At 67.6% G+C, this 23,443-nt stretch carries 20 protein-coding genes; 10 read left to right on the top strand and 10 right to left on the bottom strand.

Annotation, left to right across the window (positions count from 1 at the left end; translation table 11 throughout):
* Positions 1-15 precede the first annotated feature (15 nt).
* On the bottom strand, positions 16-810 hold the full coding sequence (locus GD628_RS15145; RefSeq protein WP_091607628.1) for a cyclase family protein: 795 nt from the start codon (positions 808-810) through the stop codon (positions 16-18).
* Positions 811-985: 175 nt separating this feature from the next.
* Between GD628_RS15145 and GD628_RS15140 the strand changes: the two genes are divergently transcribed.
* Positions 986-2,650 carry a thiamine pyrophosphate-binding protein gene (locus tag GD628_RS15140; RefSeq protein WP_152275346.1) on the top strand — a complete coding sequence of 555 codons (1,665 nt, stop codon included), beginning with the start codon at positions 986-988 and terminating at the stop codon, positions 2,648-2,650.
* Positions 2,651-2,712: 62 nt separating this feature from the next.
* On the opposite strand, the gene GD628_RS15135 is transcribed toward GD628_RS15140, so the two are convergent.
* Positions 2,713-4,449 (bottom strand): glycerol-3-phosphate dehydrogenase/oxidase, encoded by a 1,737-nt coding sequence (locus GD628_RS15135; RefSeq protein WP_152275287.1) that lies wholly within the window; start codon positions 4,447-4,449, stop codon positions 2,713-2,715.
* Positions 4,450-4,568: 119 nt separating this feature from the next.
* On the opposite strand from GD628_RS15135, the gene GD628_RS15130 reads away from it, so the two are divergent.
* Positions 4,569-5,540: a sugar-binding transcriptional regulator gene (locus GD628_RS15130; protein WP_091607623.1), complete on the top strand. Its 972-nt coding sequence runs from the start codon at positions 4,569-4,571 to the stop codon at positions 5,538-5,540.
* Positions 5,541-5,561: 21 nt separating this feature from the next.
* Here the strand turns inward: GD628_RS15130 and GD628_RS15125 are convergent, their stop codons facing one another.
* From GD628_RS15125 to GD628_RS15100, 6 genes are all read right to left on the bottom strand, one after another.
* On the bottom strand, positions 5,562-6,266 hold the full coding sequence (locus GD628_RS15125) for a DUF4166 domain-containing protein (RefSeq protein ID WP_152275286.1): 705 nt from the start codon (positions 6,264-6,266) through the stop codon (positions 5,562-5,564).
* Complete coding sequence (locus GD628_RS15120; RefSeq protein WP_152275285.1) at positions 6,263-6,976, bottom strand: SRPBCC family protein; 714 nt, start codon at positions 6,974-6,976, stop codon at positions 6,263-6,265. Before GD628_RS15120 ends, GD628_RS15125 begins: the two co-directional genes overlap by 4 nt.
* Before the next feature lie 46 nt (positions 6,977-7,022).
* Positions 7,023-7,475, bottom strand: a complete 453-nt coding sequence (locus GD628_RS15115) for a MarR family winged helix-turn-helix transcriptional regulator (protein WP_091607616.1) — start codon at positions 7,473-7,475, stop codon at positions 7,023-7,025.
* 42 nt (positions 7,476-7,517) lie between these two features.
* Complete coding sequence (locus GD628_RS15110; protein WP_091607613.1) at positions 7,518-7,769, bottom strand: hypothetical protein; 252 nt, start codon at positions 7,767-7,769, stop codon at positions 7,518-7,520.
* Positions 7,770-7,916: 147 nt separating this feature from the next.
* Positions 7,917-11,207: a DEAD/DEAH box helicase gene (locus tag GD628_RS15105; RefSeq protein ID WP_152275284.1), complete on the bottom strand. Its 3,291-nt coding sequence runs from the start codon at positions 11,205-11,207 to the stop codon at positions 7,917-7,919.
* A gap of 149 nt (positions 11,208-11,356) precedes the next feature.
* Positions 11,357-12,913, bottom strand: a complete 1,557-nt coding sequence (locus tag GD628_RS15100) for a sulfite exporter TauE/SafE family protein (protein WP_193313292.1) — start codon at positions 12,911-12,913, stop codon at positions 11,357-11,359.
* 127 nt (positions 12,914-13,040) lie between these two features.
* On the opposite strand from GD628_RS15100, the gene GD628_RS15095 reads away from it, so the two are divergent.
* Genes GD628_RS15095 through GD628_RS15085 form a run of 3 tightly spaced genes read left to right on the top strand, consistent with a single transcriptional unit; the run spans position 13,041 to position 15,753 of the window.
* Positions 13,041-13,661: a rhodanese-like domain-containing protein gene (locus GD628_RS15095; protein WP_152275283.1), complete on the top strand. Its 621-nt coding sequence runs from the start codon at positions 13,041-13,043 to the stop codon at positions 13,659-13,661.
* Complete coding sequence (locus tag GD628_RS15090) at positions 13,658-14,419, top strand: sulfite exporter TauE/SafE family protein (RefSeq protein WP_152275282.1); 762 nt, start codon at positions 13,658-13,660, stop codon at positions 14,417-14,419. Before GD628_RS15095 ends, GD628_RS15090 begins: the two co-directional genes overlap by 4 nt.
* Positions 14,420-14,448: 29 nt before the next feature.
* Positions 14,449-15,753, top strand: a complete 1,305-nt coding sequence (locus GD628_RS15085; protein WP_152275281.1) for an APC family permease — start codon at positions 14,449-14,451, stop codon at positions 15,751-15,753.
* 73 nt (positions 15,754-15,826) lie between these two features.
* Here the strand turns inward: GD628_RS15085 and GD628_RS15080 are convergent, their stop codons facing one another.
* Positions 15,827-17,218: an MBL fold metallo-hydrolase gene (locus GD628_RS15080; protein WP_152275280.1), complete on the bottom strand. Its 1,392-nt coding sequence runs from the start codon at positions 17,216-17,218 to the stop codon at positions 15,827-15,829.
* A gap of 199 nt (positions 17,219-17,417) precedes the next feature.
* On the opposite strand from GD628_RS15080, the gene GD628_RS15075 reads away from it, so the two are divergent.
* From GD628_RS15075 to GD628_RS15060, 4 genes are all read left to right on the top strand, one after another.
* Positions 17,418-17,945 carry a gluconokinase gene (locus GD628_RS15075; protein ID WP_226802587.1) on the top strand — a complete coding sequence of 176 codons (528 nt, stop codon included), beginning with the start codon at positions 17,418-17,420 and terminating at the stop codon, positions 17,943-17,945.
* A gap of 34 nt (positions 17,946-17,979) precedes the next feature.
* Positions 17,980-19,383 carry a GntP family permease gene (locus GD628_RS15070; protein ID WP_152275279.1) on the top strand — a complete coding sequence of 468 codons (1,404 nt, stop codon included), beginning with the start codon at positions 17,980-17,982 and terminating at the stop codon, positions 19,381-19,383.
* Between the two features lie 81 nt (positions 19,384-19,464).
* On the top strand, positions 19,465-20,238 hold the full coding sequence (locus GD628_RS15065; RefSeq protein WP_152275278.1) for an SDR family oxidoreductase: 774 nt from the start codon (positions 19,465-19,467) through the stop codon (positions 20,236-20,238).
* An 11-nt stretch (positions 20,239-20,249) separates the two neighbouring features.
* Positions 20,250-21,284, top strand: a complete 1,035-nt coding sequence (locus tag GD628_RS15060; RefSeq protein WP_152275277.1) for an L-idonate 5-dehydrogenase — start codon at positions 20,250-20,252, stop codon at positions 21,282-21,284.
* A 60-nt stretch (positions 21,285-21,344) separates the two neighbouring features.
* On the opposite strand, the gene GD628_RS16790 is transcribed toward GD628_RS15060, so the two are convergent.
* On the bottom strand, positions 21,345-23,177 hold the full coding sequence (locus GD628_RS16790; protein ID WP_226802586.1) for an HNH endonuclease: 1,833 nt from the start codon (positions 23,175-23,177) through the stop codon (positions 21,345-21,347).
* A 79-nt stretch (positions 23,178-23,256) separates the two neighbouring features.
* On the opposite strand from GD628_RS16790, the gene GD628_RS16785 reads away from it, so the two are divergent.
* Positions 23,257-23,443 (top strand): hypothetical protein (locus GD628_RS16785; RefSeq protein WP_226802585.1); only part of this gene is annotated, 187 nt, incomplete at its 3' end.

The raw sequence follows: 23,443 nt of genomic DNA, 5'->3' as shown, positions 1-23,443 counted from the left end.
CCGCGAAAAGGGGTACTAGCGTTCCACGAACGCCAGGACACGGGCCGGGCTGGCCGTACCGCCCACGATCTTCAGCGGGGAGACCACCACCATGGCGCCGGTGGCCGGAAGCGCCGCCAGGTTCTGCAGCAGCGTGACCCCGTACTTGTTGTTGCCCAGCAGGTAGTAGTGCGCCGGGAACGGCGGATCGAAGGCACCGGCGTTGCCGGCGTCGATCCCCACTGTCTCAACGCCCAGGCCTGCAATCGGGGTCTCCTCGGCCAGCCACTTGGCGCACGCCGCGGAGATTCCGGGGGTGTGCGAACCGGTGTCGTCGAAGTTCAGAAACGCATCGGCGTCGTCTATGTATTTGTCCCAGCCGGTGCGCAGCAGCAGCCACGCGCCGTCGGGCAATGCCCCGTGTTCCGCTTCCCAGGCCTGGATGTGCTCCGGCTCCACCAGGAAATCCGGGTCCGTGGCTGCCTCGGCACTGAAATCCATCACGACTGCGGGTCCCACCAGCCGGCGGACCGGGATCTGGGAAACATCGTCCCCGTCCCGCCCGGTGATCCAGTGCGACGGCGCATCCACGTGCGTGCCGATGTGCTCACCGGTGTGGATGTTGTTGTGCTTCCAGAACGGACCCGGCTCATCGAAGGCGCTGACCTGCTCCAGGCTGAAGTCGATCAGGTTCACGAACGGGTCCGGCAGCTTCAGCGTGGGAATACCCGCGGACAGCGGAGCCGTGAGGTCCACGACCTCCAGGGCGCCGCCGTCGAGCGCCCCAATCAGGTTCTGGATCAACCCGGGTTCAGTGCTGGGAAGAGACATGTTCGGTTCCTGTCCAAGGTCGAAAATCGTTTGCCTGAGAATACCGGGGAACCCCGCCGGACAGCCCGACTGGGTCGCAACATGACGCACGGCCATTTGTGCCCCGGCAGCCGCGCGGTCCTAGGATTCTGGTAGACCTCGCCCGCGCCATCACAGGAGTCAGACGTTGGACCAGATGAACATTGCCGGGCTGGTAGGCCGCACCTTGGCCCAGCTGGGCGCCGCCCACGCCTTCGGAGTGGTGGGCAGCGGCAACTTCCACCTGACCAATGCACTGCGGGAGAACGGTGTGCCCTTCACCGCCGCGCGGCACGAGGGCGGCGCGGCAACGATGGCCGATGCCTATGCGCGCATGTCAGGACTGGTTTCGATCCTGACCACCCACCAGGGTTGCGGCCTCACCAATGCGGCCACCGGCATCGGGGAAGCCGCCAAGTCCCGGACACCGATGATCGTCCTGACCGCCGACGCCGCCGGCTCAGCCGTGCGGTCAAACTTCCGGATTGACCAGGACGGGCTGGCCCGCAGCCTGGGGGCCGTGCCGGAACGTGTGCACTCAGCCCAGAGCGCCGTCGCAGACACAGTCCGGGCGTTCCGAACCGCGCAGAATGAACGCCGCACCGTAGTGCTCAGCGTTCCGTTGGACGTCCAGGCACAGCCCGTTCCCGCCGGTACGCCCCGCCGGGTGCCACCGGTGGCGCCTACCGGTTTCGTCCGGCCCAACGCCAGCCTGGTGCGCGGCCTGGCGGACGTGCTCAGCACCGCGAAACGGCCGGTGTTCGTGGCCGGCCGCGGTGCGCGGTACGCTGCCGAAGAACTCAAGGCCCTCGCCGCCCAGTCCGGCGCGCTGCTGGCCACCTCGGCCGTTGCGAACGGACTGTTCGAAGGGGAGGAATTCAACCTCGGCATCTCCGGCGGATTTTCAACTCCGGAGACGGCCGCGCTGATCCGTGACGCGGACGCGCTCATCGGCTGGGGCTGCACCCTGAACATGTGGACCATGCGCCACGGTTCGCTGATCAACCCGGACGCGGTGGTGGTGCAGGTGGACCTGGACGATTCGGCGCTGGGTGCCAATCGGGAGATTCACCTCGGCGTGATTGGTGACTGTGCCGCTACGGCCGCCGACGTCCTGGCCGAGCTGCAGGCCAGCCAGGCGGAGCCGCCCGCGAAGTACCGCACTCCCGAAACGGCAGCCCGCATTGACGCGGGCGCACGCTGGCAGAACGTGCCGGTAGAGGACCTGTCAACGTCCGAGCGGATCGACCCTAGGGCGCTGACCCTGGAACTTGATGCGCTGCTGCCCGCCGAGCGCCTGGTCTCCGTGGATTCGGGCAATTTCATGGGCTACCCCGCCACCCACTTGTCCGTGCCGGACGAGTTCGGTTTCTGTTTCACCCAGGCCTTCCAGTCCATTGGCCTGGGCCTGGGCACCGCCATCGGTGCTGCGCTGGCCCGCCCGGACCGGCTGCCTGTCCTGGGCACCGGGGACGGCGGATTCCTGATGGCTATCTCGGAACTTGAGACTGCCGTTCGCCTGGGCCTGCCGCTCGTGGTGATCGTGTACAACGATGCCGCCTACGGTGCCGAGGTGCACCACTTTGGTGCCGCGAACGACGCCGCGGGCACGGACATGGAAACCGTCACCTTCCCGGACACGGACATCGCGGCGATTGCCCGCGGCTACGGAGCAGACGGCATCACGGTCCGCGCTCCGTCAGACCTGGCCGCGGTAACCGGCTGGCTGGAAGGTCCGCGGACCGTACCCCTGGTCATTGACGCCAAGATTGCCTCCGACGGCGGTGCCTGGTGGCTCGCGGAGGCGTTCAAGGGACACTAGCCGGAGCAGGTAGGCGTGGCGTCCCCGCCCGGAAAGCGGGGACGCTAACCGCACCTCTCTGCTCAGCGCGCGGCCAGTGCCACGGCCTCGACAACATCCGGCACCTCGGACCGCACGGCTGCGGCGGCGGGCTCGTCTGCGATCGCGGCTGCGGCGTCCTGTGCCGCGCAGCGGTCGCGGTAAGAGCGCACCTCAGCGTCGCGGCGGGCCTGGTCCCAGCCCAGCGCTTCGGCGGCCAGATCGGCAATCTCCTCGACGGCGTCCAAGCCGTGGTTCGGGGCTTCCCAGGTGAGGCGGGTGCGCACGTCGAACAGATCTTCCAGATGCAGGGCGCCCTCATGGGTGCAGCCATGCACGATCTCAGCACGCAGGTAAGCCGGGGCGCCCTGCAGCGGAGCGGCCAGTTCTGGCCGCTCGTCCACGAGTTCAGTGATCTCGGAGATGGCCGAGCCGTAGCGGTCCAGCATCCGCATGACCTGCTGTTCGGTCCAGCCGTACGGCGCGCCCAGCGAACCGGCCTGGCGGGTCAGCGGCAAATAGCCGTCTGCGCCGAGCAGCGGGGTCTTGGCCGTGACCGAGGGAAGGTCCTTGGCGCGTGAGCCCAGCGCCAGGTCCACCGCGTCCTCCGCCATAACCCGGTAGGTGGTGAGCTTGCCTCCGGCGATCGCTACCAGCCCCGGCAGCACCTCGGTCACGGTGTGCTCGCGGGAGATCTTGGTGGACTGCTCGTCGCCCTTGGTGCCCGGCTGCAGCAGCGGTCGCAGGCCCGCGTACGTCCCAATCACGTCGTCGCGGGTCAGGGGCTTGTCCAGCACCACGTTGGCGTGCTCGATGACGTAGTCGATGTCCGCGCTCGTGGCCACGGGTGTGGACAGTTCCTGGTGGTACGGAGTGTCAGTGGTCCCGATGATCCAGTAGCGCTCCCACGGAATCACGAACAGCACGGACTTCTCGGTCTGCAGGATCAGGCCGGACTCGCCGGAAATGCGCTCGCGCGGCACGATGATGTGGATGCCCTTCGAGGCAAGGACTTTCAGGCCGCCGTCGGCGCCGGCGAGGTCCTGGGTTTTCTCAGTCCACACACCGGTGGCGGTGATCACGGACTTGGCGCGGACAGTGCGGTCGCGGCCGGTCTCCAGGTCGCGGATCACGGCACCAGATACCCGGCCGGAGGCATCCTGCGGGAAGGAGACGGCCTTGGCCCGGGGAACGGCCGTGGCGCCCAGGCGAGCGGCGGTGCGGACCAGGGTCAGGACCAGGCGGGCGTCGTCGACCTTGCCGTCCCAGTACTTGATGGCGCCGACCATGCTTCCGTCCTTGACGTCGGGGAAGGCCTCTTTGACCCCCTTCATGCCGAGGTGGCGCTGGATCGGCATGGTGGCGTTCTTGGCGCCGACGTGCGCGAGGGTGTCGTAGAGGCCGATGCCGGCGGCGACGTAGGGGCGTTCCCAGGCACGGTGGGTGATGGGGTACAGGAACGGCACTGGCTTGACCAGGTGCGGTGCCAGCGAATCGAGCAGCAGCTCACGCTCCCGCAGGGCCTCGGCTACCAGCTTGAAATCCAGCTGCTGCAGGTAGCGCAGGCCGCCGTGGACCAGCTTGGAAGACCACTGGGAGGTGCCGCCGGCCCAGTCCTGGGCTTCGACAATGGCAGTGCGCAGACCGCGGGAGACGGCGTCCAGGGCAATGCCTGCGCCGGTCACCCCGCCTCCCACCACGAGGACGTCGAGTTCGGGACCATCGGCGAGCTCGTCGAGGACGGCGTCGCGGTTTCCGGCTGAGGGCAGGCGAGGTGACATGGGGTGGCCTTTCGCTTTCGGACCGGGCGAAGGGGCCCGGAGTCTTCGTCGAACGATAGGCCTCCGTTGGGAGTACGATCAAAGCAGATGAACGGATGTGCGCACTCGGAGGGGATGCCATGCACGAAGATGCCGATCTGTACCGTGCAGCCGAGCTGTACTACGTCCAGGGCGCGACCATGGAAACGGTCGCTGAACGGTTCAATGTCTCCCGGTCCACCGTCTCGCGGATGCTGCAGGCTGCACGGGACCGGGGGATCGTCCGCATCACCCTTTCGGCCCCGGTGGACACGGGTAGCGAGCTGGTGCGCACCCTGCAGAAGTCCTTCGGCGTGACTGCCTATCTGGCTGCGGTCCCCGCCACGGCAAACACTGCCAAGCGGCTGGATGCCGCGGCCCGGCATGCGGCGGTGCTGATCCACGACTGGTTCGAGGACGGGATGACCATGGCGGTGGCCTGGGGCACCACGACGTCGGCGGTAGCGGCTGTACTCCAGCCGAAGCTGACCCGGGACGCGACGGTGGTGCAGATGAACGGCGCGGTGAGTGCCCGGTCTGCGCAGTTGAACGCTTCCCCCGGGCTGCTGCCGCAGATGGCGGCATCCTTTGACGCCGCGCTGATCCAGTTTCCGGCGCCTGCCTTCTTCGACGATGAGCGGACCAGGGAGCTGATGTGGCAGGAATCCACGGTGCGGCGGGTATTGGCGGTGCGTGCCGAAGCGGATCTTGCCGTGTTCAGTGTGGGGGCATTCGAAGGGCCCTCGCCGTCAGAGGTGTACAGCGGCGGCTATCTGACCGAGGACGCGTTTCGCGAGTTCGCCGCGCACCGCGTAGTGGGCGATGTCTGCACGGTCTTCCTGCGCGAGGACGGCAGCTACGCGGACATCGGGCTGAACCGCCGGGCGTCCGGACCCACGCCGCAGGAGCTGAAGCGGATTCCCCGCCGGCTCTGCGTTGTCTCGGGGGAGCATAAAGTGCCCGGGCTGATCGCGGCGCTGCGCGCCGGCGTGATCACGGACCTGGTGCTCGACGACGGCACGGCCCGCGCACTGATGCGTCATCTGTCCCGTCTTGCGCCTGCCGGAGCCTGACCGAGGCCGGGTGGAGATGCGCTAGTCCCGGATTTCCTCCCGCACCGGCCGGAGCCGGTCCGGCACCCCGGTTCCCGCAACCGGCGGAAAAGTGCAGGCGAACTCACCGCGGTAACCGAACAGGAAGCCGAAAACCGGGTTGCGTACCTGCAGCTGGATCGTGTAGACCTGCCGCTCGTCGTCGTACGCCTCGTAGAGATCCGCCGTGCCGGTCAGGAAGCGCGGAACGGTGAAGCTCACCGGGCCTTCGTGGAAACGCAGCGCCCCCGTGCGCAGGTGAAGCGAGCCGTCTTCGCGGACACCCAGGTCCAGGTCCGTGGCCAGGTGCTGATGGGTGCCCAGATAGTCCACCACCGTTCCACGCCGCGCGCTGTAGACCATGCTGGCGTCGAACCGCCGCGGCCGCCCGGGGCGCAGTTCAAGGGTGCGGGTGAACGTGACGGTGGTGCGGCCAAAGCTGTCCACGTACGGGTAGTTTTCAATGCTGAACGGCACGTTGCGGCCGCGCTCCGGGAACAGGATGTTGCGGAAGGCGCCGAATTTCAGGAACGGCACCGTCCACCATGCACCCCGGCGGACTTCCGAGAAAACGCCGCGGCCCACACAGGCGTAGCCGGCCTTCGGATCCACCGAGAACCGGCGCTGGAGCATGGGGTGCAGCCGGTGGAAATCATCCCCCATGGCCCGGGCGAAGACGGACTGTCCGGCGTTCCCGGGCGCGTTCATGCCGGCTCCGGCAGCGCTGCGAGGGAGGCCGGTGGGCGGGAGGACTGCCTGTCCGGTGCGTGCCGGAGGCAGCGCGCGGCCCGTGGAACGCTGCCGGCCGCCGGAAGCATCCCGGCGCCAGCCACCGCTGCGGCAGCGGCAAGGGCGGTGCCAGCCCCGGGGCGCCGGATCAGCAGGCACAGTGTTCCGGCCACCGCTGCGGTACGGAGGCCGGTGTCCAGCAGCCAGGCCCGGAGGGCGCGTTCGGGCGGGATGCCGTCTTCCGCCCAGAGGCGCAGCCGGTCGAAGCTCCACGCCGTAGCCCAGCCGAGTGCCGGGCGGATGAGCGGGGCATCCAGCCAGCGGCCCAGCGGACCCCAGCCGGGTGAAAAGTGGTAGCCGGTGATGAACCGGATCCCGTCCGGTCCGGGAACATAGCGCCAGTATCCGGCTCCCGGTCCAATGGGCGAGAGTACGTCCCGGGTGGTGAACTTCAGGACGGAGGTGGCCTTGCCCTGCCCCCGGGTGCCGAGGGATGTTCCGGTGCCGTGGATAGTGTGCAGCGGCAGCCTGAACTCGTAGCGGAATTCCTGCGGGGCCGTGCCGGGAGCGGGAATGATCGCGGTAAACCTCAGGTCCCACCGGGGATGGTTCTGCGGGTCCTGGGTCAGCTCCCACAACCGCTCGAGCGGTGCCCGGACCGGTATCTCCACATAGACCTGTTTCCCCATGCCAGGAGACTACCCCTCCTGGCGGTGCCGCCCCCGGGGCCGGCGATCACATGCCGGGCGTGTCCTGGGTTTCGGGTCCGTCCTTCCAGCCCAGGTTGGCGGCCATCCGCTGCATCACCGAAACCAGGGCGGCGTATTCTTCCTCGGAAACATCGACCGTCAGCTGGTCCCGGATGCGCTCGACGGCGCCGCGGAGATTCTCCAGGCTGCGCGTCCCGAGGTCCGTCAGCGAGTACTGGCCGTCGCTCACGGCAACCCAGCCGCTTTCGGCGAGTTCCTCAATGAGCTCTCCCGAGGTGCCGGCTTCCACAGCGGGAAAGAAAGGTTTGAGCTGGTCGGAGAGTTCCTTCTCGCTGGCGGGCCCGTTGGTGAGCAGGTTCATCATCTGCCACTGCCGACGGGTGACGCCGTGTTCTTCGAAACTCGCGCCGAACTGCTCATCGACCAGCTGGTCCAGCAGTTTGAGCCAAAAGCCTATGGGACGTTCCTGGGTAGCCATCCACCCACTGTACAAACCGTGACCGGCGCTGGGAATGGCCGCCTAGAGGCGGGCCTGCGTTCCGCAGGAAGGGCAGGGACCGGAGCGCGCCAGTTCAACGCACACCACGCAGATGGGCAGATGGGCGTTGTCGCTGCGAAGCGGGCGGTTGGGCATGGTCTTGCCGCAGTACGGCTTGGGCCGCCGGGCGTGCTGCAGGGCCCGGCGCTTGCAGGGGGTGCAGAAAACGTGCACCAGTTCATCGCTGTCCGCCGGGGGTGCCTCGACGGGGCGGACGGCTTCCTTCAGGCTCATGAATCCCAAGTTAGCGATTTCTACTATGTGTAGAATTTTCGGGAAAAGGCCGGAAAGCCTGCAAACGCGCGGATCGGGGGCGGATTGAGGCCCGGGCGCTGTGCCTGAATTCACCGGCCGCTGTGGCGCCGGCGGCAGCGAGCGGAGCTACTGCAGCAGTTCGCGGATGTCCTCGGCAGTGAGCGCGGAGCTGAACACGGCGTCGTCGTCCATCACCGAGGAGAACAGGGCGGCTTTCTGTTCCTTCAGCGCCATGACCTTTTCCTCGATGGTTCCCCGCGCCACCATCCGGTAGACCATCACGGAACGTTTCTGCCCGATCCGGTGGGTGCGGTCCACCGCCTGGGCTTCCGTCGCCGGGTTCCACCAGGGGTCAAGGAGGAAGACATAGTCTGCCTCGGTCAGGTTCAGCCCGAACCCGCCGGCCTTCAGGCTGATCAGGAAGACCGGAGCCTGGCCATCCTTGAACGCGGAAATCACTTCCGCGCGGTTGCGGGTGGATCCGTCCAGATAGGCGTAGGGAATTCCGGCGTCTTCCAGCCGCTGGGCGGCCAGCTTCAAAAAGGACGTGAACTGGCTGAAGACCAGGGCGCGGTGCCCCTCGGCGGTCACGTCTTCGAGCTGCTCCAGCAGCGCATCGAGTTTCGCGGACGGCACCCCGGAGTTTTCCGGATCCACCAGGGACGCATCGAGGCTCAGCATGCGCAGCAGGGTCAGCGACCGGAAGACGATCATCCGGTTGCGGTCCATGTCCTGGATCAGGCCCATCAGTTTCTGCCGCTCGCGCTGCAGATGGGTCTCGTAGATCTTGCGGTGCTTGGGGGTGAGGTCCACTTCCAGCACCTGTTCCTGCTTGGCAGGCAGGTCCGAGGCGACGGCTTCCTTGGTGCGGCGCAGCATCAGGGGCTTGATCCGTCGGCGGAGCTTGCCCAGCTGGGCCATGTCCTGGGACTTCTCGATCCGCCGCTGGTACTCCTCGGCGAAGCGCCGCGGGGAGGGGAACAATCCCGGAGCCACAATCGCGAACATGGACCAGAGTTCCATGAGGTTGTTTTCCATGGGGGTGCCGGTGATGGCCAGCTTGAACGGCGCCGGAAGGTCCCGCGCACACTGGTTGGCGCGCGTCGTACGGTTCTTCACGAACTGCGCCTCGTCCAGGATGAGTCCGTCCCACTCCTGTGCGCGGTAAGCAGCGAAGTCCAGGCGGAACACCGCGTAGGACGTCACCACAATGTCCGCTCCGGAAATCAGGTCGCCCAACTGACGCCGGGACTTGGCGCTGGTGTCCGGAATGGATACGGTCCGCAGGCCCGGCGTGAACCGGGCGGCTTCGGAAATCCAGTTGGGGACCACCGATGTCGGGGCAACAACCAGGAACGGGCGGCCGGTTGCTCCAGCTGCCGCCTGCTGTTCGCGGGCACGGGCGATCAGTGCCAGGGTCTGCAGCGTCTTGCCCAGGCCCATGTCGTCCGCCAGGACTCCGCCCAGGCCGTGTTCCCACAGGAAAGCCAGCCAGTTGTAGCCCTGCACCTGGTAGGGGCGGAGCTCGGCGTTCAATCCTTCCGGCAGCGGGACGGGTTCCACGGATTCAAGTTCCAGCAGTCCGCTGACGGCGCTGCGCCACGCCGCTGCCTGCTCGGTTTCCTCGGCCAGTTCCTCCAGCTCGGCCCAGAGTCCGGCCTGGTACCGGCTGATCCCCAGCTCGCCGGTGTCCCATTCCTGCAGTGCCTGGGCTTCCTCAATCAGGGCATGCAGCCGTTCAAACTCAGGCCGGTCCAGGGACAGGTAGGTGTTGTCCACCAGTTTGATCTTGGTCTTGCCCTTGGCGATGGCCTTGAAGACGTCCGCAAAGGCCACCTGCCGGCCTTCCACGGTGATCATCACCGCGAGGTCGAACCAGTCCCGGCGTTCGGTTTCAACGGTGGTGATCTTCAGCTGCGGAGCCGACGTCAGTTCACGGTAGTCCGGCCGCTCGCCGAGGATGTCCACGCGGACGCCGTCGGCCTTTTGCAGTTTCGGCAGGATGTACTCACTGAACTCGGCGGTCTCGATCTCGTGCAGCACGGTGTTGTGCGGGGCCCGGCCCAGTATCTGGCGTGCTGATTCCAGCAGCTCGGTTTCGGCCCCAACATCCCGTGCCGCGGGGTCCGTAGGGGAGGGCCGGCTGTCCAGCGGCATCCGGGTGGAGGAGGTGCCCTGCCGGTACTCGAACTCCCATTCAAGCGCCAGCTCATCCTCCGGCTGGAACCCGGCGGTGAGCACCAGGATGGGCGGCTCAACCTCGGGGAACCGGACCGATTCGTCGCTGCTGGTGACCGGAATGACCTGCCGGAGCTTGGGGTAGAACTTCTCCAGGAACAGTGCAGTGTCCGATTCCGGGATGGTAACGGGCGCGTTTCCGGCCAGGAGGGTGCGGTCCTGTTCGGTGAGCGTCCGCGGGCTGGGCGCCAGCAGGATCAGTCCGCCGGCCGCCTGCACGTACAGCCCGTGGCTGCCAATGACGCCGGCGGTATCCAGCGGGTAGGACTGCCCGTCAATCTCCAGGCTGGGCAGCAGCTGCAACGGAGCCGCTGCCTCGGTCTGGGCCGAGCGCACGTCCAGGGCCAGGACGGCTTCGGAGCCCACCTGCACGCTGACGTCCTTCTTGGTCCCCACGAATTCAACACCCAGGCGGCGGGCTTCGGACAGGAGCTGCCACAGCAGGGGATTGGCGAAGTCATCCAGGTAAAGCCAGGAGTCGTTCTGGCCAAAGTAGCTGACGCCGTTGGAGCGGTGCAGTGCCGGGAACTGGGAGAACCAGCGGTGCTGTTCCGGGTCCAGCTTCAGCCCGTACGTCTGGTAGGCAAGGTTTGTCCAGGCAAGGTTGTTCTTGACCCAGGCGCCGCGGGCATTGCGGACCACGGGGCGCACGCCAAGCCGCCAGGCTGGTGCCCGGACGCTCCGGCGGGCAGCCGGCGGCCCCCACACCCCGGATGCGCCGCCGTCGCGCCGGCGCAGCTCGAACTGCAGGCCCAGCGGCGTGACCTTGAGTGGTTCACTGCTTGCCGATCCGGCCAGCAGATCCTGCAGCGAGGCCTGCCAGGCGGGCACCGCCGGGGTAGCGGAAGCGCTGCGCAGTTCCTGCCGGCCAATGAGGTGTTCAGTGTTGCTGTGCAGTGCCACGGCGGCAACGTGCTTGCAGTCGAACCCCACGGGGCAGCTGCAGTGGTTGTCCACCAGGCGGTAATCTCCCTGCCGCTTCGCTTCCAGGACCAGCATGGTGTTGTACGGCGTGCTGGAATGGCCGTGCACGCGGGCCCGCAAAACGCCGCCCGCCGCGTCCCAGTCCAGGGAGTCTACGGCCCCGCCTTTCGCGTAACCCTGCCCCCGCTGGAACGCGGAACCGCCGACCACGCGGATGATGTCCGTGACATCGATCAGGGGCAGGGTTGCAGGCATGGTTTTATCGTCTCACGCACCCCCGACACTCCCCGCGCGCGGACGTCGTTGCAGGTCGCGGCGGGGGAGGCACTGCCGTTTGGCCTTTTGCTCCGGCCGCTTGGTAGCATCACCTGTAACGCAGATCACAACGGCGTGATCTGCGTGCACTACTGCAGGGAACAGGCGGATCGGACAAAACCGTACACCGCAGCCGTGAATTCCGGCGGCGGTTCCAGCCGCAGCTGGCCGCTTCGCGAGCCGGCAACCTCCACCTCCAGCGGAAACCTCGTTCCGGCCTTGTCTTCGGCCAGTCCATGCGCATCGCAGCGTGCCGGCACCGCCTGAAGTTCGATCACCGACGCCTCGTCTGCGGCTTCCGCCGCGACTTCCCGCGGCCAGGGATGATCCGGGGCTTCGCTCAGCAGCGTCGTCGAGTCGATCCGCACCCTGACCGAACCGGAACCGCCGTTCGGCGTCACCCGAATGCGGACGACTGCGGTTCGCCCGTCCGCTGCGACCTCCAGGTCCGGCGCCAGGGCAAAGGATGCAACGGCGTCGACCTCCTGCTGCAGGCAATCCTGCCCGTGTGCCTGGGCTATCGTCCCGTAGGGGTCTTCCGCCGGAAGAAGCAGCTCCCTGCCGGTCCCAATAGCCAGCCGGACGTGTGTGTCGAAATCAGCTTCGCTGTCCCCGCAGGCAGCCTCCGGCAGGTTGACGGGAAGGGCTACCCTGCCGCCGGGCCGGAGGGTGGTGGCATCGCCGTCGGCCGGTGTCCACGGTGCGGGTCCGGAGTATGCGCCGCTCTCCAGCTGGGCTGCGCTGATCACCAGGTCCTCCGAAGTGTGGTTCTCCACCAGCACATTGAGGCTCCGTTCGCCGAAACTCAGCCGGCTCGATGCCAGGCTGGCGCCGGCCGCCGGAGGATCTGCCGGATCTGCGGCAGCCTGGCCGGGCAGCAGATGCGGCACGGTCTGCACCAGGACGCCCGCGGCGACGGTAAAGATAACCGCCGCGAAGATCCGGCTCACCAGCGCTTCATTGAGTCGGTGGGCCAGCCGTGCGGCAGCCAGTGAGGCGGCAACCGCCACAGCGGCGAAACTCAGGGCCAGAGCCCAGTCGATGCTCAGGCCGTCCAGATGGGCGGCGAAACCGGACGCTGAGTTCACTGCGATGATCACAAGCGACGTGCCGATGGCGCGGGGCATTGGTACCCGCAGCAGCAGGGTCAGTGCGGGAATGATGAGGAAACCGCCGCCTACCCCGAGCATGCCGGTGAGGAAGCCGACCAGCAGCCCCACGGGAATGCCGCGCAGGGCCAGCCCGCCCCAGCCGCCCTGCTCCGCCGACCGCGCACCTGGCCTGCCGTTCCCGGCGCTGGCCAGCATCCGCGCTCCGGCGAGGATCATGACCAGGGCGAAGCACAGCATGAGCCAGTCCGGATCGAGCAGCTCTCCCACGGCGGTCCCGGCCCAGGACGCGGGGATGCCCGGGATGGCAATGAAAGGTACCAGCGGCCAGCTTACGTCCCGGCGTAGCCGCGGCAGTGCGCCGGCCACCGACGCCAGTCCGACGACGATCAGGGAGGTTGGCACAGCCTCATCGGGTTCCAGCCCCACCACGTAAACCAGTGCAGGCACGGCGATGATCGCGCCGCCGGCTCCGACCAACCCGACGACAGCGCCCACTGCCAGCCCCACGGCCAGGCCGAGCAGCACCGTTTCCATGGGGCCACCCTCGCAGATTGGAGCGGCGGGGAACAGAGGCCTTAGCTAGATACCCCCGGGGGTGTTTTGCATACCCCCATGGGTATATGGGATCGTGGAGGTTCCCCCTCCCTGCGAAAGGACCTCCATGACTGCCAATACCCCGGCGGCCGTAACTTCCATCGACGCCGAGACCCTCCGGACCTGGATGAAGGATCCGGATGACCTGATCATCATCGACGTTCGATTCGCGGCCGAGTTCGAAGCCATGCACATCCGCGGCTCCTACAACGTGCCGCTTCCACTGCTCTCCGAGCACACCGACGAGCTGGCCGAACGGCTGGGCAAACGGGTTGTCCTCGTGTGCCAGTCCGGCACCCGTGCCGAGCAGGCCCGCACCCGCCTCGGCGGTGCAGGCATCGGATCAGCCCACGTCCTGACCGGCGGCGTCCCTGCCTTTGCGTCGGCCGGCGGGGACGTCGTCCGCGGCCAGAAGCGCTGGGACCTTGAACGCCAGGTCCGCATGGTGGCCGGTTCCGCCGTCGTGCTGGGACTTGCCGGCGGACGCCTCGTGTCCCCGAAGCTGCGCATGCTGGCCGGTGGCATCGGCGCCGGGCTGACCTTCTCCGCAGCCACCAACTCCTGCGCCATGGGCGCGGCACTGGCCAAAATGCCGTGGAACAAGACGGCGTCCGAGCCCACCCGTGAATCCGCGATCCAGTCACTGCCCAAGGTCCGGCCCAGCCAGGATGGACCCGCGGCCTCATGACGGGCACCCTTGTGCTGGTGCTCAGCCTGTCCCTGCTGATCGGGCTGTCGCTCGGCCTGCTGGGCGGCGGCGGCTCGATTCTGACCGTGCCGATCCTGGTCTACGTGGCCGGGTTCGGTGCCAAGGAAGCCATCGCCTCCTCGCTGTTCGTGGTCGGTGTGACGTCGGCGGTCAGCGTGATCGGCCACGCCCGCAACGGCCGCGTGCGCTGGAAGACCGGACTCATCTTCGGCGCCGCCGGAATGGCCGGCGCGTTTGGCGGCGGCCTGCTGGGCAGCCGGATTCCGTCCGTGGTGCTGATGATCGCGTTCGCCCTGATGATGATCGCGACGTCGATTGCCATGCTTCGCGGGCGGCGCAACGTTGATCCGGACAAGGCCTATTCAGACCTGCCGCTCCTGCGCATCCTGGCGGACGGCGCCGTGGTTGGCCTCGTGACCGGCCTGGTGGGCGCCGGCGGCGGGTTCCTGGTGGTGCCTGCCCTGGCGCTGCTCGGCGGCATGCCCATGGCCCTGGCGGTGGGTACCTCGCTCGTGGTCATCGCCATGAAGTCCTTCGCCGGACTGGCCGGCTATTTGACCACCGTCCAGATCGACTGGAGCATGACGCTGGCCGTCACCGCCCTGGCGATCATCGGCTCGCTCATCGGGGCCAGGCTGGTGGGCCGGATTCCGGAGGCGGCGCTGCGGAAGGCCTTCGGCTGGTTCGTGCTCGCCATGGGCGGGTTCGTGCTGGTCCAGGAAATCCTGGGCATGTAACACTGCGGCGGCCGGGGCATACTTGCCGTATGGGCAACGAACCCCGGCCGCCAATCGTCAGTTCCGGACCTTCCGGACCTTCCGGTTCACCGGCACTGGCCCGCCGGCTCGGCACGGCGGACGCCACACTCATCGGCCTCGGCTCCATGGTCGGAGCAGGGGTTTTTGCCGCCTTTACTCCCGCTGCAGCCGCCGCCGGATCCGGCCTGCTGATCGGGCTCGCCGTGGCCGGACTGGTGGCCTTCTGCAACGCCACCTCCTCGGCCCAGCTGGCCGCGGCCTATCCCGCTTCCGGCGGGACCTACGTGTACGGGCGGAAACGCCTGGGGCCCTGGCCCGGTTTCCTCGCCGGCTGGGGCTTCGTTATCGGCAAGACCGCCAGTGCGGCGGCCATGGCCATGACCTTCGCAGCCTATGCGGCACCCGCCGGCTGGGAACGGCCCGTGGCGGTGGCCGCCGTCGTCCTCCTGGCCGCCGTCAACTACCGCGGCATCACCCGCACGGCCCTGCTGACGCGGATCATTGTTGCCGTGGTGCTCGCTGCACTGGTCCTGGGGGTGGTTGCCGCCTGGGCGGGTACCGGCCCCGGGGCGGGGACTTTCCTCTCCGACGGGCTCCTGGCCGGCGGATGGTACGGGATCCTGCAGTCCGCCGGCCTGCTCTTTTTTGCCTTCGCCGGGTACGCCCGGATCGCCACCATGGGAGAAGAGGTCCGCGACCCCCGGCGTACGATTCCGCGCGCCGTCACCCTGGCGCTCGGCCTGGCCCTGGCGGTATACGCGGTGGTCGCCGTGACACTGCTGGCCGCCCTGGGGCCCGACGGCGTTGCCGCCACGCCTGCGCCGCTGGCCGCCGCCGTCGAATCCGGTCCGCTGGCCTGGGCCGGGCCGGTGGTGCGGATCGGTGCTGCCGCGGCGTCCCTCGGGGCCTTGCTGGCGCTCATCGCAGGGCTTGGCCGCACAACCCTGGCCATGGCCCGCGGGGGAGACCTGCCCGGCTGGCTGGCCGGAATCCATCCGAAGTACCAGGTGCCGCACCGCGCAGAAGTGGCGCTCGCCGTCGTGGTCTGCTGCGTGATTCTTGCTGCCGACCTGCGCGGAGCCATCGGTTTTTCATCCTTCAGCGTGCTGGTCTACTACCTCGTGGCCAATCTGGCGGCCCTGACGCAGCCGGCGTCCGACCGCCGCTATCCCCGCGCCCTCCAGGTTCTGGGTGCGTTTTCCTGCACCGTACTGGCGCTGACGCTGCCCCTGTCCTCGGTGTTCGGCGGGCTGGCGGTTTTCGCTGCGGGCGTTGTGCTGCGGCTGGTGCGCCTCAGGACCCAGCGACCATAAACCCCGGACAGCAAAATCCCCCGGACAGCGAGAACCCCGGCCCGCACAGGCGGGCCGGGGTTTTTCGCTGCTGCTAGGAAGCGTGGGCGGCTGCCCAGGCGGGGTAGGCGCCTTCGAGTTCGACGACGTCGTACCCGGCGTTGCGCAGGGCATTGCCGACGATCGAGCTGCGCATGCCGGACGCGCAGTACGCCACGATCGTGCCGGCAGAGGGCAGCTCGTCCAGGTTCCACAAGGCACGGCCGCCGTGCAGCTGGTGTGATCCGGGGATGTTGCCGCCCGCATGCTCGGTGCGGGCACGGACGTCCAGCACCATGGCGGCGTCGAAGGAATCCAGCTCTGTGGCGGAAATGGTGGCCGGTGCGGCCTGCGGGAGGCCTTCCAGGCTGGTGACGAAACCGGCGACGTCGTCAATGCCAACGCGCGCCAGGGAATCCCGGACGGCGTGGGCCTGGTCCTGGTTCGCGGTGAGCAGGACCAGCGGGCGGGTGCGCTCTGACTCCGGGTCAACGGCCCAGGCGCCGAAGCTGGCGGTCTTGCCGGCCGCGGGAATGTGCAGGGCGCCCGGGACGGTGCCCGCGTGGAGCTCGGGGACGCTGCGGGTGTCCACGAAGGTGGCTTCCCGGGATTCGAGCCGGGAGACGAGGTCGGCGGCCGGGATTTCCTCGAGCGGCTTCCGCGGACCCATCACTGCCGGGCCCTGCTTATTCTGCTTCTTCATGCGGGCGAAGTAGGCGTGGGCCTCGGGCTGGCCGTCGAGGAGTTCGTGAATGAAGCCCTGCTCGTCATTGGCGGCCAGGTACTTGCCCCACCACGCGTAGAGGCGCTCGTAGCCCACCGTGGAGGAGGGGATGGCGCCCAGCGCCTTGCCGCAGGCACTGCCGGCACCGTGGCCGGGGTGCACCTGGACGTAGTCGGGCAGGGTGAGGAACTTGTCCCGCAGACTGGCGAACATCTGCCTGGCACCCTCGAAGCGGGTGTCGACGCCGCCGGCTGCTTCGTCGAGCAGGTCCGGGCGGCCGAGGTCTCCGGCGAAGACAAAGTCGCCGGAGAGCAGGTAGCCCGCCTGGTCGGTGAAGGCGCCGTCGGTCACCAGGTAGGAGAGGTGTTCGGGGGTGTGGCCCGGGGTGTGGAGGGCCTTGACGGTGAGGTTGCCGATCGTGATGGCATCGCCGTCGTACATCCGGGTGCCTTCGAAACCGTACTGCCAGTCCGCTCCGCCTTCCCCGGAAATGTAGATCTGCGCACCGGTGGCGGCGGCCAGTTCACGGGTGCCGGAGAGATAGTCGGCGTGGATGTGGGTCTCGGTCACCGCGGTGATTTTCATGCCGTTCGCAGCAGCGAGGTCAAGGTAGGGGGCGACGTCGCGGCGGGCGTCGACGACGATCGCCTCGCCCAGGCGCTGGCAGCCGATGAAGTAGCTGGCCTGCGCCAGGTCCTCGTCATAGATGCGTTCGATAAGCATGGGTACTCCTTTGGGGGATCGGGGTACTTCAACGGTAATACCCCCAGGGGTATAAATCAAAATACCTCTAGGGGTATCCGGGTGTCCGTAGGATTTGCCGCCGTCGAGGTTGGTGCTATCTTGGTCCTGATAAATCTGATTTATTACTGGCATGGCCACGACCAAATCAGATGTAATGGCGCGTCTGAGGAGTTTTGCCATGTCGTTGGCGAACGAGCAATATCCCCCGCTTGTGGTGATGGGTGTACAGGGCTGCGGCAAGTCCACCGCCGGACAGGCAGTAGCTGCCCGGCTGGGGCTTCCGTTCCTGGACGGTGATGACCTCCACCCGGCCAGCAACAAGGCAAAGATGGCCTCAGGGCATCCACTGACGGACGAAGACCGCGAGCCCTGGCTGCGCGCAATCGGCCGTGAGCTGGCCGCCGGACTCGAAAACGGGACCGCTACCGTGGTGGCCTGTTCGTCGCTGAAGCGCCAGTACCGTGACCTGATCCGCTCCTACGCGCCGGGCACCCGGTTCATCCACCTGGAAGGCTCCCGCGAACTGATTGCGGATCGGCTGAGCCGGCGCGACCACGAGTACATGCCGCCAACCCTGCTGGACTCGCAGTTTGCCACCCTTGAACCCCTCGGCGAGGATGAGGCCGGGATCCGGCTGAGCATCACGCTGAGCCTAGATGAAATCGCGGCGGCCACTGCAGCTGCGTTCACCCCTGCCGGATCCTGATCCCGGCACTGAATCCCATCCTGATAGGACAACGATGACCGATCTTGAGCTCAACTGGACGCTGGGTACTCCCGGCCTCCTGCTGATCGCCGTTGCAGCAATTGCCCTGCTGCTCGTGATGATCATGAAATTCCGTATCCACGCCTTCCTGGCGCTGATCGTGGTCAGCCTGCTGACCGCAGTCGCGACCGGTATCCAGGCGGTGGATATTGTGCCGACGCTGCTCAGCGGATTCGGTACCACCCTTGGCAGCGTGGCCCTGCTGGTCGGTCTGGGTGCCATGCTGGGCCGCATGCTGGAGGTCTCCGGCGGAGCCGAAGTGCTCACCAACGCGCTGATCAACAAGTTCGGCCAGAAGCGTGCCTCTCTTGCGCTCTCTGTGGCCTCGCTGCTGTTCGGGTTCCCGATCTTCTTCGACGCGGGCCTTGTGGTCATGCTGCCGATTATCTTCACGGTTGCCCGCCGCATGGGCGGTTCGCTGCTGACCTACGCGTTCCCGGCAGCCGCCGCCTTCTCCGCGATGCACATCTTCGTGCCGCCGCACCCCGGCCCCGTGGCCGCCACCGGACTGCTGGGCGCCGACGTCGGGCTGGTCCTGATCTTCGGCCTGCTCGTCGCCATCCCCACCTGGTACCTGACCGGTTACCTGTTCGGCCACTTCCTGGGCCGCAAGTTCAACATCCCTGTGCCCTCCATCCTTGATGCCCCGAAGGGATCGGCCGAGTCCGAATTTCGTTCCGCACCGAGCCTGGGCACGATCATCACGCTGCTGCTGCTCCCGTTCGTCCTGATCTTCCTCAACACCGGCCTGAACATGGCCGCCACTGCGGAACTGGTCAACAAGGAAGACACCTGGGTCCAGATCCTGCGCATGCTCGGCGAAACGCCGGTTGCCCTGCTGATCACCGTCTTCCTGGCCATGTGGCTGCTCGGCCGCCGCCAGGGCAAGAAGGGCACCCTGATCGAGACCGTCGTGGACTCCGCGCTCGGCCCGGTCTGCTCCATCATCCTGATCACCGGTGCGGGTGGAATGTTCGGCGGTGTCCTGCGTGCCAGCGGAATCGGCAACGCCATTGCTGATTCACTCGACGCCATTGGCCTGCCGGTCATCGTGGCCGGTTTCGTGATCGCTGCAATCGTGCGTGTCGCACAGGGTTCGGCCACCGTTGCCCTCACGACCGCCGCCGCCCTCGTGCAGCCCGTGGTCCTGGACAACCCGGACTTCAACGCGGTGCAGACCGTGGCGATTGTGCTGGCGCTGGCGGCCGGCTCGGTCTTCGCCGGCCACGTCAACGACTCCGGCTTCTGGCTGGTCAGCCGGTTCTTCCAGATGGACACCAAGACCACGCTAAAGACCTGGACCGTTGGCCAGGCGCTGATCGGCGTCGTCGGCTTCATCCTGGCCCTCGCGATCTACCTGGTCGCCTCAGGGTTCTAGTACATCCATCCGGCCGGGAGCAGCCTTGCTCCCGGCCGTTTTGGTACCCGGACTCCCGGGTGCCGGAGAGGAGCGGCAGCGATGGCTGCAGACATGTTTGATATTTCCGGGCGGGTTGCCCTGGTCACCGGTTCCAGCCGGGGGATCGGCAACGCGATTGCCCGCGGGCTGGCAGCTGCCGGCGCCGTCGTTGTCCTGAACGGCCTGGATGCGGACCGGCTGGAGGACGCTCGCGCCGCCCTGGCCGCCGAGTTCGGTGAGGACCGCATCTTCGCCCGCCGCTTCGACGTCACGGACGCTGCTGAAGCGGCCGACGGCGTTGCCTGGGTTGAGCGCGAAGTCGGTCCGCTGGAGATCCTGGTGAACAACGCCGGTGTGCAGCACCGGGTGCCGATGCTGGAGCTCGACGTCGAGGACTGGGAACGCGTGCTGCGCACCAACCTGACCAGTGCTTTCCTGGTGGGCCGTGAAGCGGCGCGGCACATGATTCCCCGCGGCCGGGGCAAGATCATCAACATTGCCTCCGTGCAGACGGACCTGGCGCGGCCGACGATCGCGCCGTACACCGCGTCCAAGGGCGGCATCCGCAACCTGACCCGCGCCATGACGGCTGAGTGGGCCGCCGAGGGCCTGCAGATCAATGCCATTGCTCCGGGCTACATCCACACCGAGATGACCCAGAACCTGGTCGATGACGAGGCGTTCAACTCCTGGATCCTCGGGCGCACCCCGGCGCACCGGTGGGGCAGCGTGGAGGACATCGTCGGTCCGGCAATTTGGCTGGCGTCGGATGCATCTAAGTTCGTCAACGGGCAGGTCGTCTTCATTGACGGCGGCATGACCACTGTGGTCTGAGGAGGAAAACCATGGAAACTCTAGGAGTAGTAGCCCACGGAGCCGGTGACCTGCGGGTTGAACCCGTGGAGCCTGGAACTCCGGCGGCCGATGAGGCTGTTGTCGAGATCGTCTACGGCGGGGTGTGCGGGTCCGACCTGCACTACTGGCAGCACGGAGCTGCCGGGGAATCAATCCTGAAGGCGCCGATGCTGCTGGGCCACGAGGTGGTGGGCCGGGTTGCCCGCGCTGCTGCCGATGGTACCGGACCGGCCGAAGGTACTGCCGTGGCCGTTCATCCGGCGACGCCCGGTCCCGGAGACGGGTCCCGGTACCCTGAGGACCGGCCCAACCTGTCACCGGGCTGCACGTATCTGGGCAGTGCTGCCCGGTTCCCGCATACCGAGGGTGCCTTTGCCCGGTTCGTGAACCTGCCGGCGCGGATGCTCCGCGTCCTTCCGGAGACCCTGCCGCTGCGGCGGGCCGCGCTCGTGGAGCCTGCGGCTGTGGCCTGGCACGCGGTTTCGCGGGCCGGCGATGTCCGGGGCAAGCGGGTGCTGGTCACTGGCTCGGGCCCGATCGGTGCGCTGATCACTGCGGTGCTTCGGGCACGCGGCGCGGGTGAGATCATCACGACGGACATGCACGAGTTCCCGCTGGAAACCGCGCGTGCCGTTGGTGCTGACCGCAGTCTGCTGGCCACTGATGCCGAGGGTATTGCCGCGGTGGATGCCGACATTTGCTTCGAATCGTCCGGCAGTTACCGCGGACTGATGTCTGCCGTGCAGGGTGCGACCCGCGGCGGACGCGTTGTGATGGTCGGCTTGCTGCCGTCGGGGGAGCAGCCGGCGCTGATTTCCCTGGCGATCACGCGGGAGCTCGAACTGGTGGGCTCCTTCCGGTTCAACGACGAAATCGATGAGGTTATTGCGGCACTGGCCGACGGAACCCTGCAGGCGGATCCGGTGATCACCCACGAGTTCGCCGTGGAGGATGCGCTGGAAGCGTTTGAGGTTGCCAGGAACGCGTCGGTCAGCAGCAAGGTTCTTCTGCGTTTCGGCGACTGACACGGGCTTCCCGGCCGTTGTCATCATCCTCTGGCGGGATGACATCGGCCGGGACCGCGTTCAGGTCACCGCCGGGTTTCCCGGCAGGGGTGGCGCGGTCGAGATGTAGGTGTGCCCGGTGGGCGTCGTTGTTCGGACGGTGTGCCGGGGTGAAGCGCCGTGTGGTGCGGGCGGGGCTGCGGCCATTCGGGGTCCTGTCGGCTTGGGTGTTGCTCGCCGAGAACCGGCGGGACCGACTGTGGCCGGGCGCGCTGCCTCAGTTTCCACTGCCTCAATCCGCGCCGGAGAATCCGGCGCTGTTGTCCTGACAGTCACTGCGCTCCACCCTGGTGCTTCCTTGGCCTGGTTGCAGGCCTCGCAGAGTCCTTGTCCGTTGGTGTAGCTGGTGCGTCCGCCTTCCGCATGGGGTTCGATGTGGTCGATGTGCCGGATCGGAGCGTCGCACCAGGGTGTCCGGCAGGTTTGGTCCCGGGTGCGGATCATGCGTGCCAGACCGGCCGGGAAGGCCCGGGCCTTGGACTCCATCGCTGTCAGTTCCCCGGATACCGGGTCCAGGTAGAGGCGCCGCAGGGTCACCCGGGTTCGCTGTTCGTCAGGTGGAGATGAAGCTGGGGCGCCGGCACCTGCACCGGCACCGGCGCCGTCTCCTGCACCTGGTGGAGATTCCTGCCGGCCGGCCGCCGCCGGGCGAGGTTGCTGGTTGTTCCCAAGTCCGAGGGCGGAGCGGATCAGGTCCCGGGCCCATGCTCCGGGGACGATCCCGTACCCGGGGAAGTAGGCGGGCGCGTCCCTGCCAGGCGCTACAGGCGCTACCGGCGCTCCCGTCCTTCCTGGCGAAGCGTCCCCGCCGGGTACGGTTTCCCCGTGCCGGCCGGTGAACAGGGTCCGGTCGGGAAACGGAGTCCGGCCGGTGAACAGGGTCCGGTCGGTGATGACCAGCTGCACTTCCACCGGAACCCGGTCTGCTGCTGCCTGCCCGGTCACGCGTTCAACGAGGGTATCGGCCATGATCTGGCCCCGGCCCCGCGCATCCCCTGAGGCACGCAACGAATCCGCAGCCCGGGACAGTGCGGCGTAGACGGCCACTCCCTGCGCGACTGGCAGCAGCCCGGTGACAAAACACATGGTGTCCGGTGCCGGGCGGCAGGAAACATACCGGTCGGAGACGGCCTTCGCGTGACGCCGGACCTGGGAGGCGGGATCGATGGCCTGGGTGATGGAACGGATCCGGGCGATCAGTTTCCGGTCGCCGAGCCCGTCGAGGGAGTCCGCGTCCTTGCAGATCAGTTCGTCTACCCGGTGCCGGTCTTCCAGGTCCAGGCAGGCGGTTTCCCGGACAATCAGGGTTGCCCGCCATTCACTGAGCACCCCGGATGCCAGTGCGGCGAGGGTGTGGGGCATTTCGTGGACCAGTGCTTTGCCGAGTCCCAGGTGCCGGCTGCCGCGGTGCGGGGAATCCCTGCGGGCCAGGGCGATCTGCGCTCCGACACCACGCCCCAGGTGGGCTGCCGGGACACCGGCACGGGACTGGGCCCGGCGCTGGGACGCGTCGAGCACGGCCGCAGCACAGGCCTGCACCGCCGCGGCCGATGACTTCAGTTCCTCCAGCACCCGCAACAAATCCACCAGCTCATAGTCGGGCGAGTTCTCTGCAAGGTCTTCCCAGCTGGCCGGGTCCTGAAGGCTCTGCAGCCACGCCCTTATTGTGGCCAGCAGACCGGACCCGAGGGATAGGTACTTTGGGTGCTCGCGGAGGAGACGATGGCCTTCCGTTGCGGAACCGTCCGCCCCGCCAGGGTGGCGGAACCGGTCCGCCGCAATCGCAGACCGTCCCGGCAACGGACGGGACGTTGCCGGGTGCCGCACTGAGGGTGTCGCTTCCATTTCCAACATGGTCACAGGCTATGAACCGGCCCCAAGCCGTAGACCAGTAGTGGGCGACAATGGGGAAAACAACCCCTATGCGCGCCACATGACGAGCGTTGTGGAGGGTTGGTACGCGGCCGCGGCCGCCGCAGCTGCAGTGCACGTCACCGCAGCCGCCCCGCGGCACGCCCCACTGGAAAAGTTCTACCACCGCGCCGCTATCCCGGCGGCCCCTCACCGCCCGCCGCGCCGCTACCCCGCCGCGGCCGCGCCGCCCGCCCGCCGCGCCGCCC

Origin of the sequence: Arthrobacter koreensis, from assembly GCF_009193255.1 — a bacterium.
GTDB lineage: Bacteria > Actinomycetota > Actinomycetes > Actinomycetales > Micrococcaceae > Arthrobacter_B > Arthrobacter_B koreensis.
The sequence above is the reverse complement of the archived record's forward strand: the minus strand, read 5'-3'. Positions and strand labels throughout refer to the sequence as shown.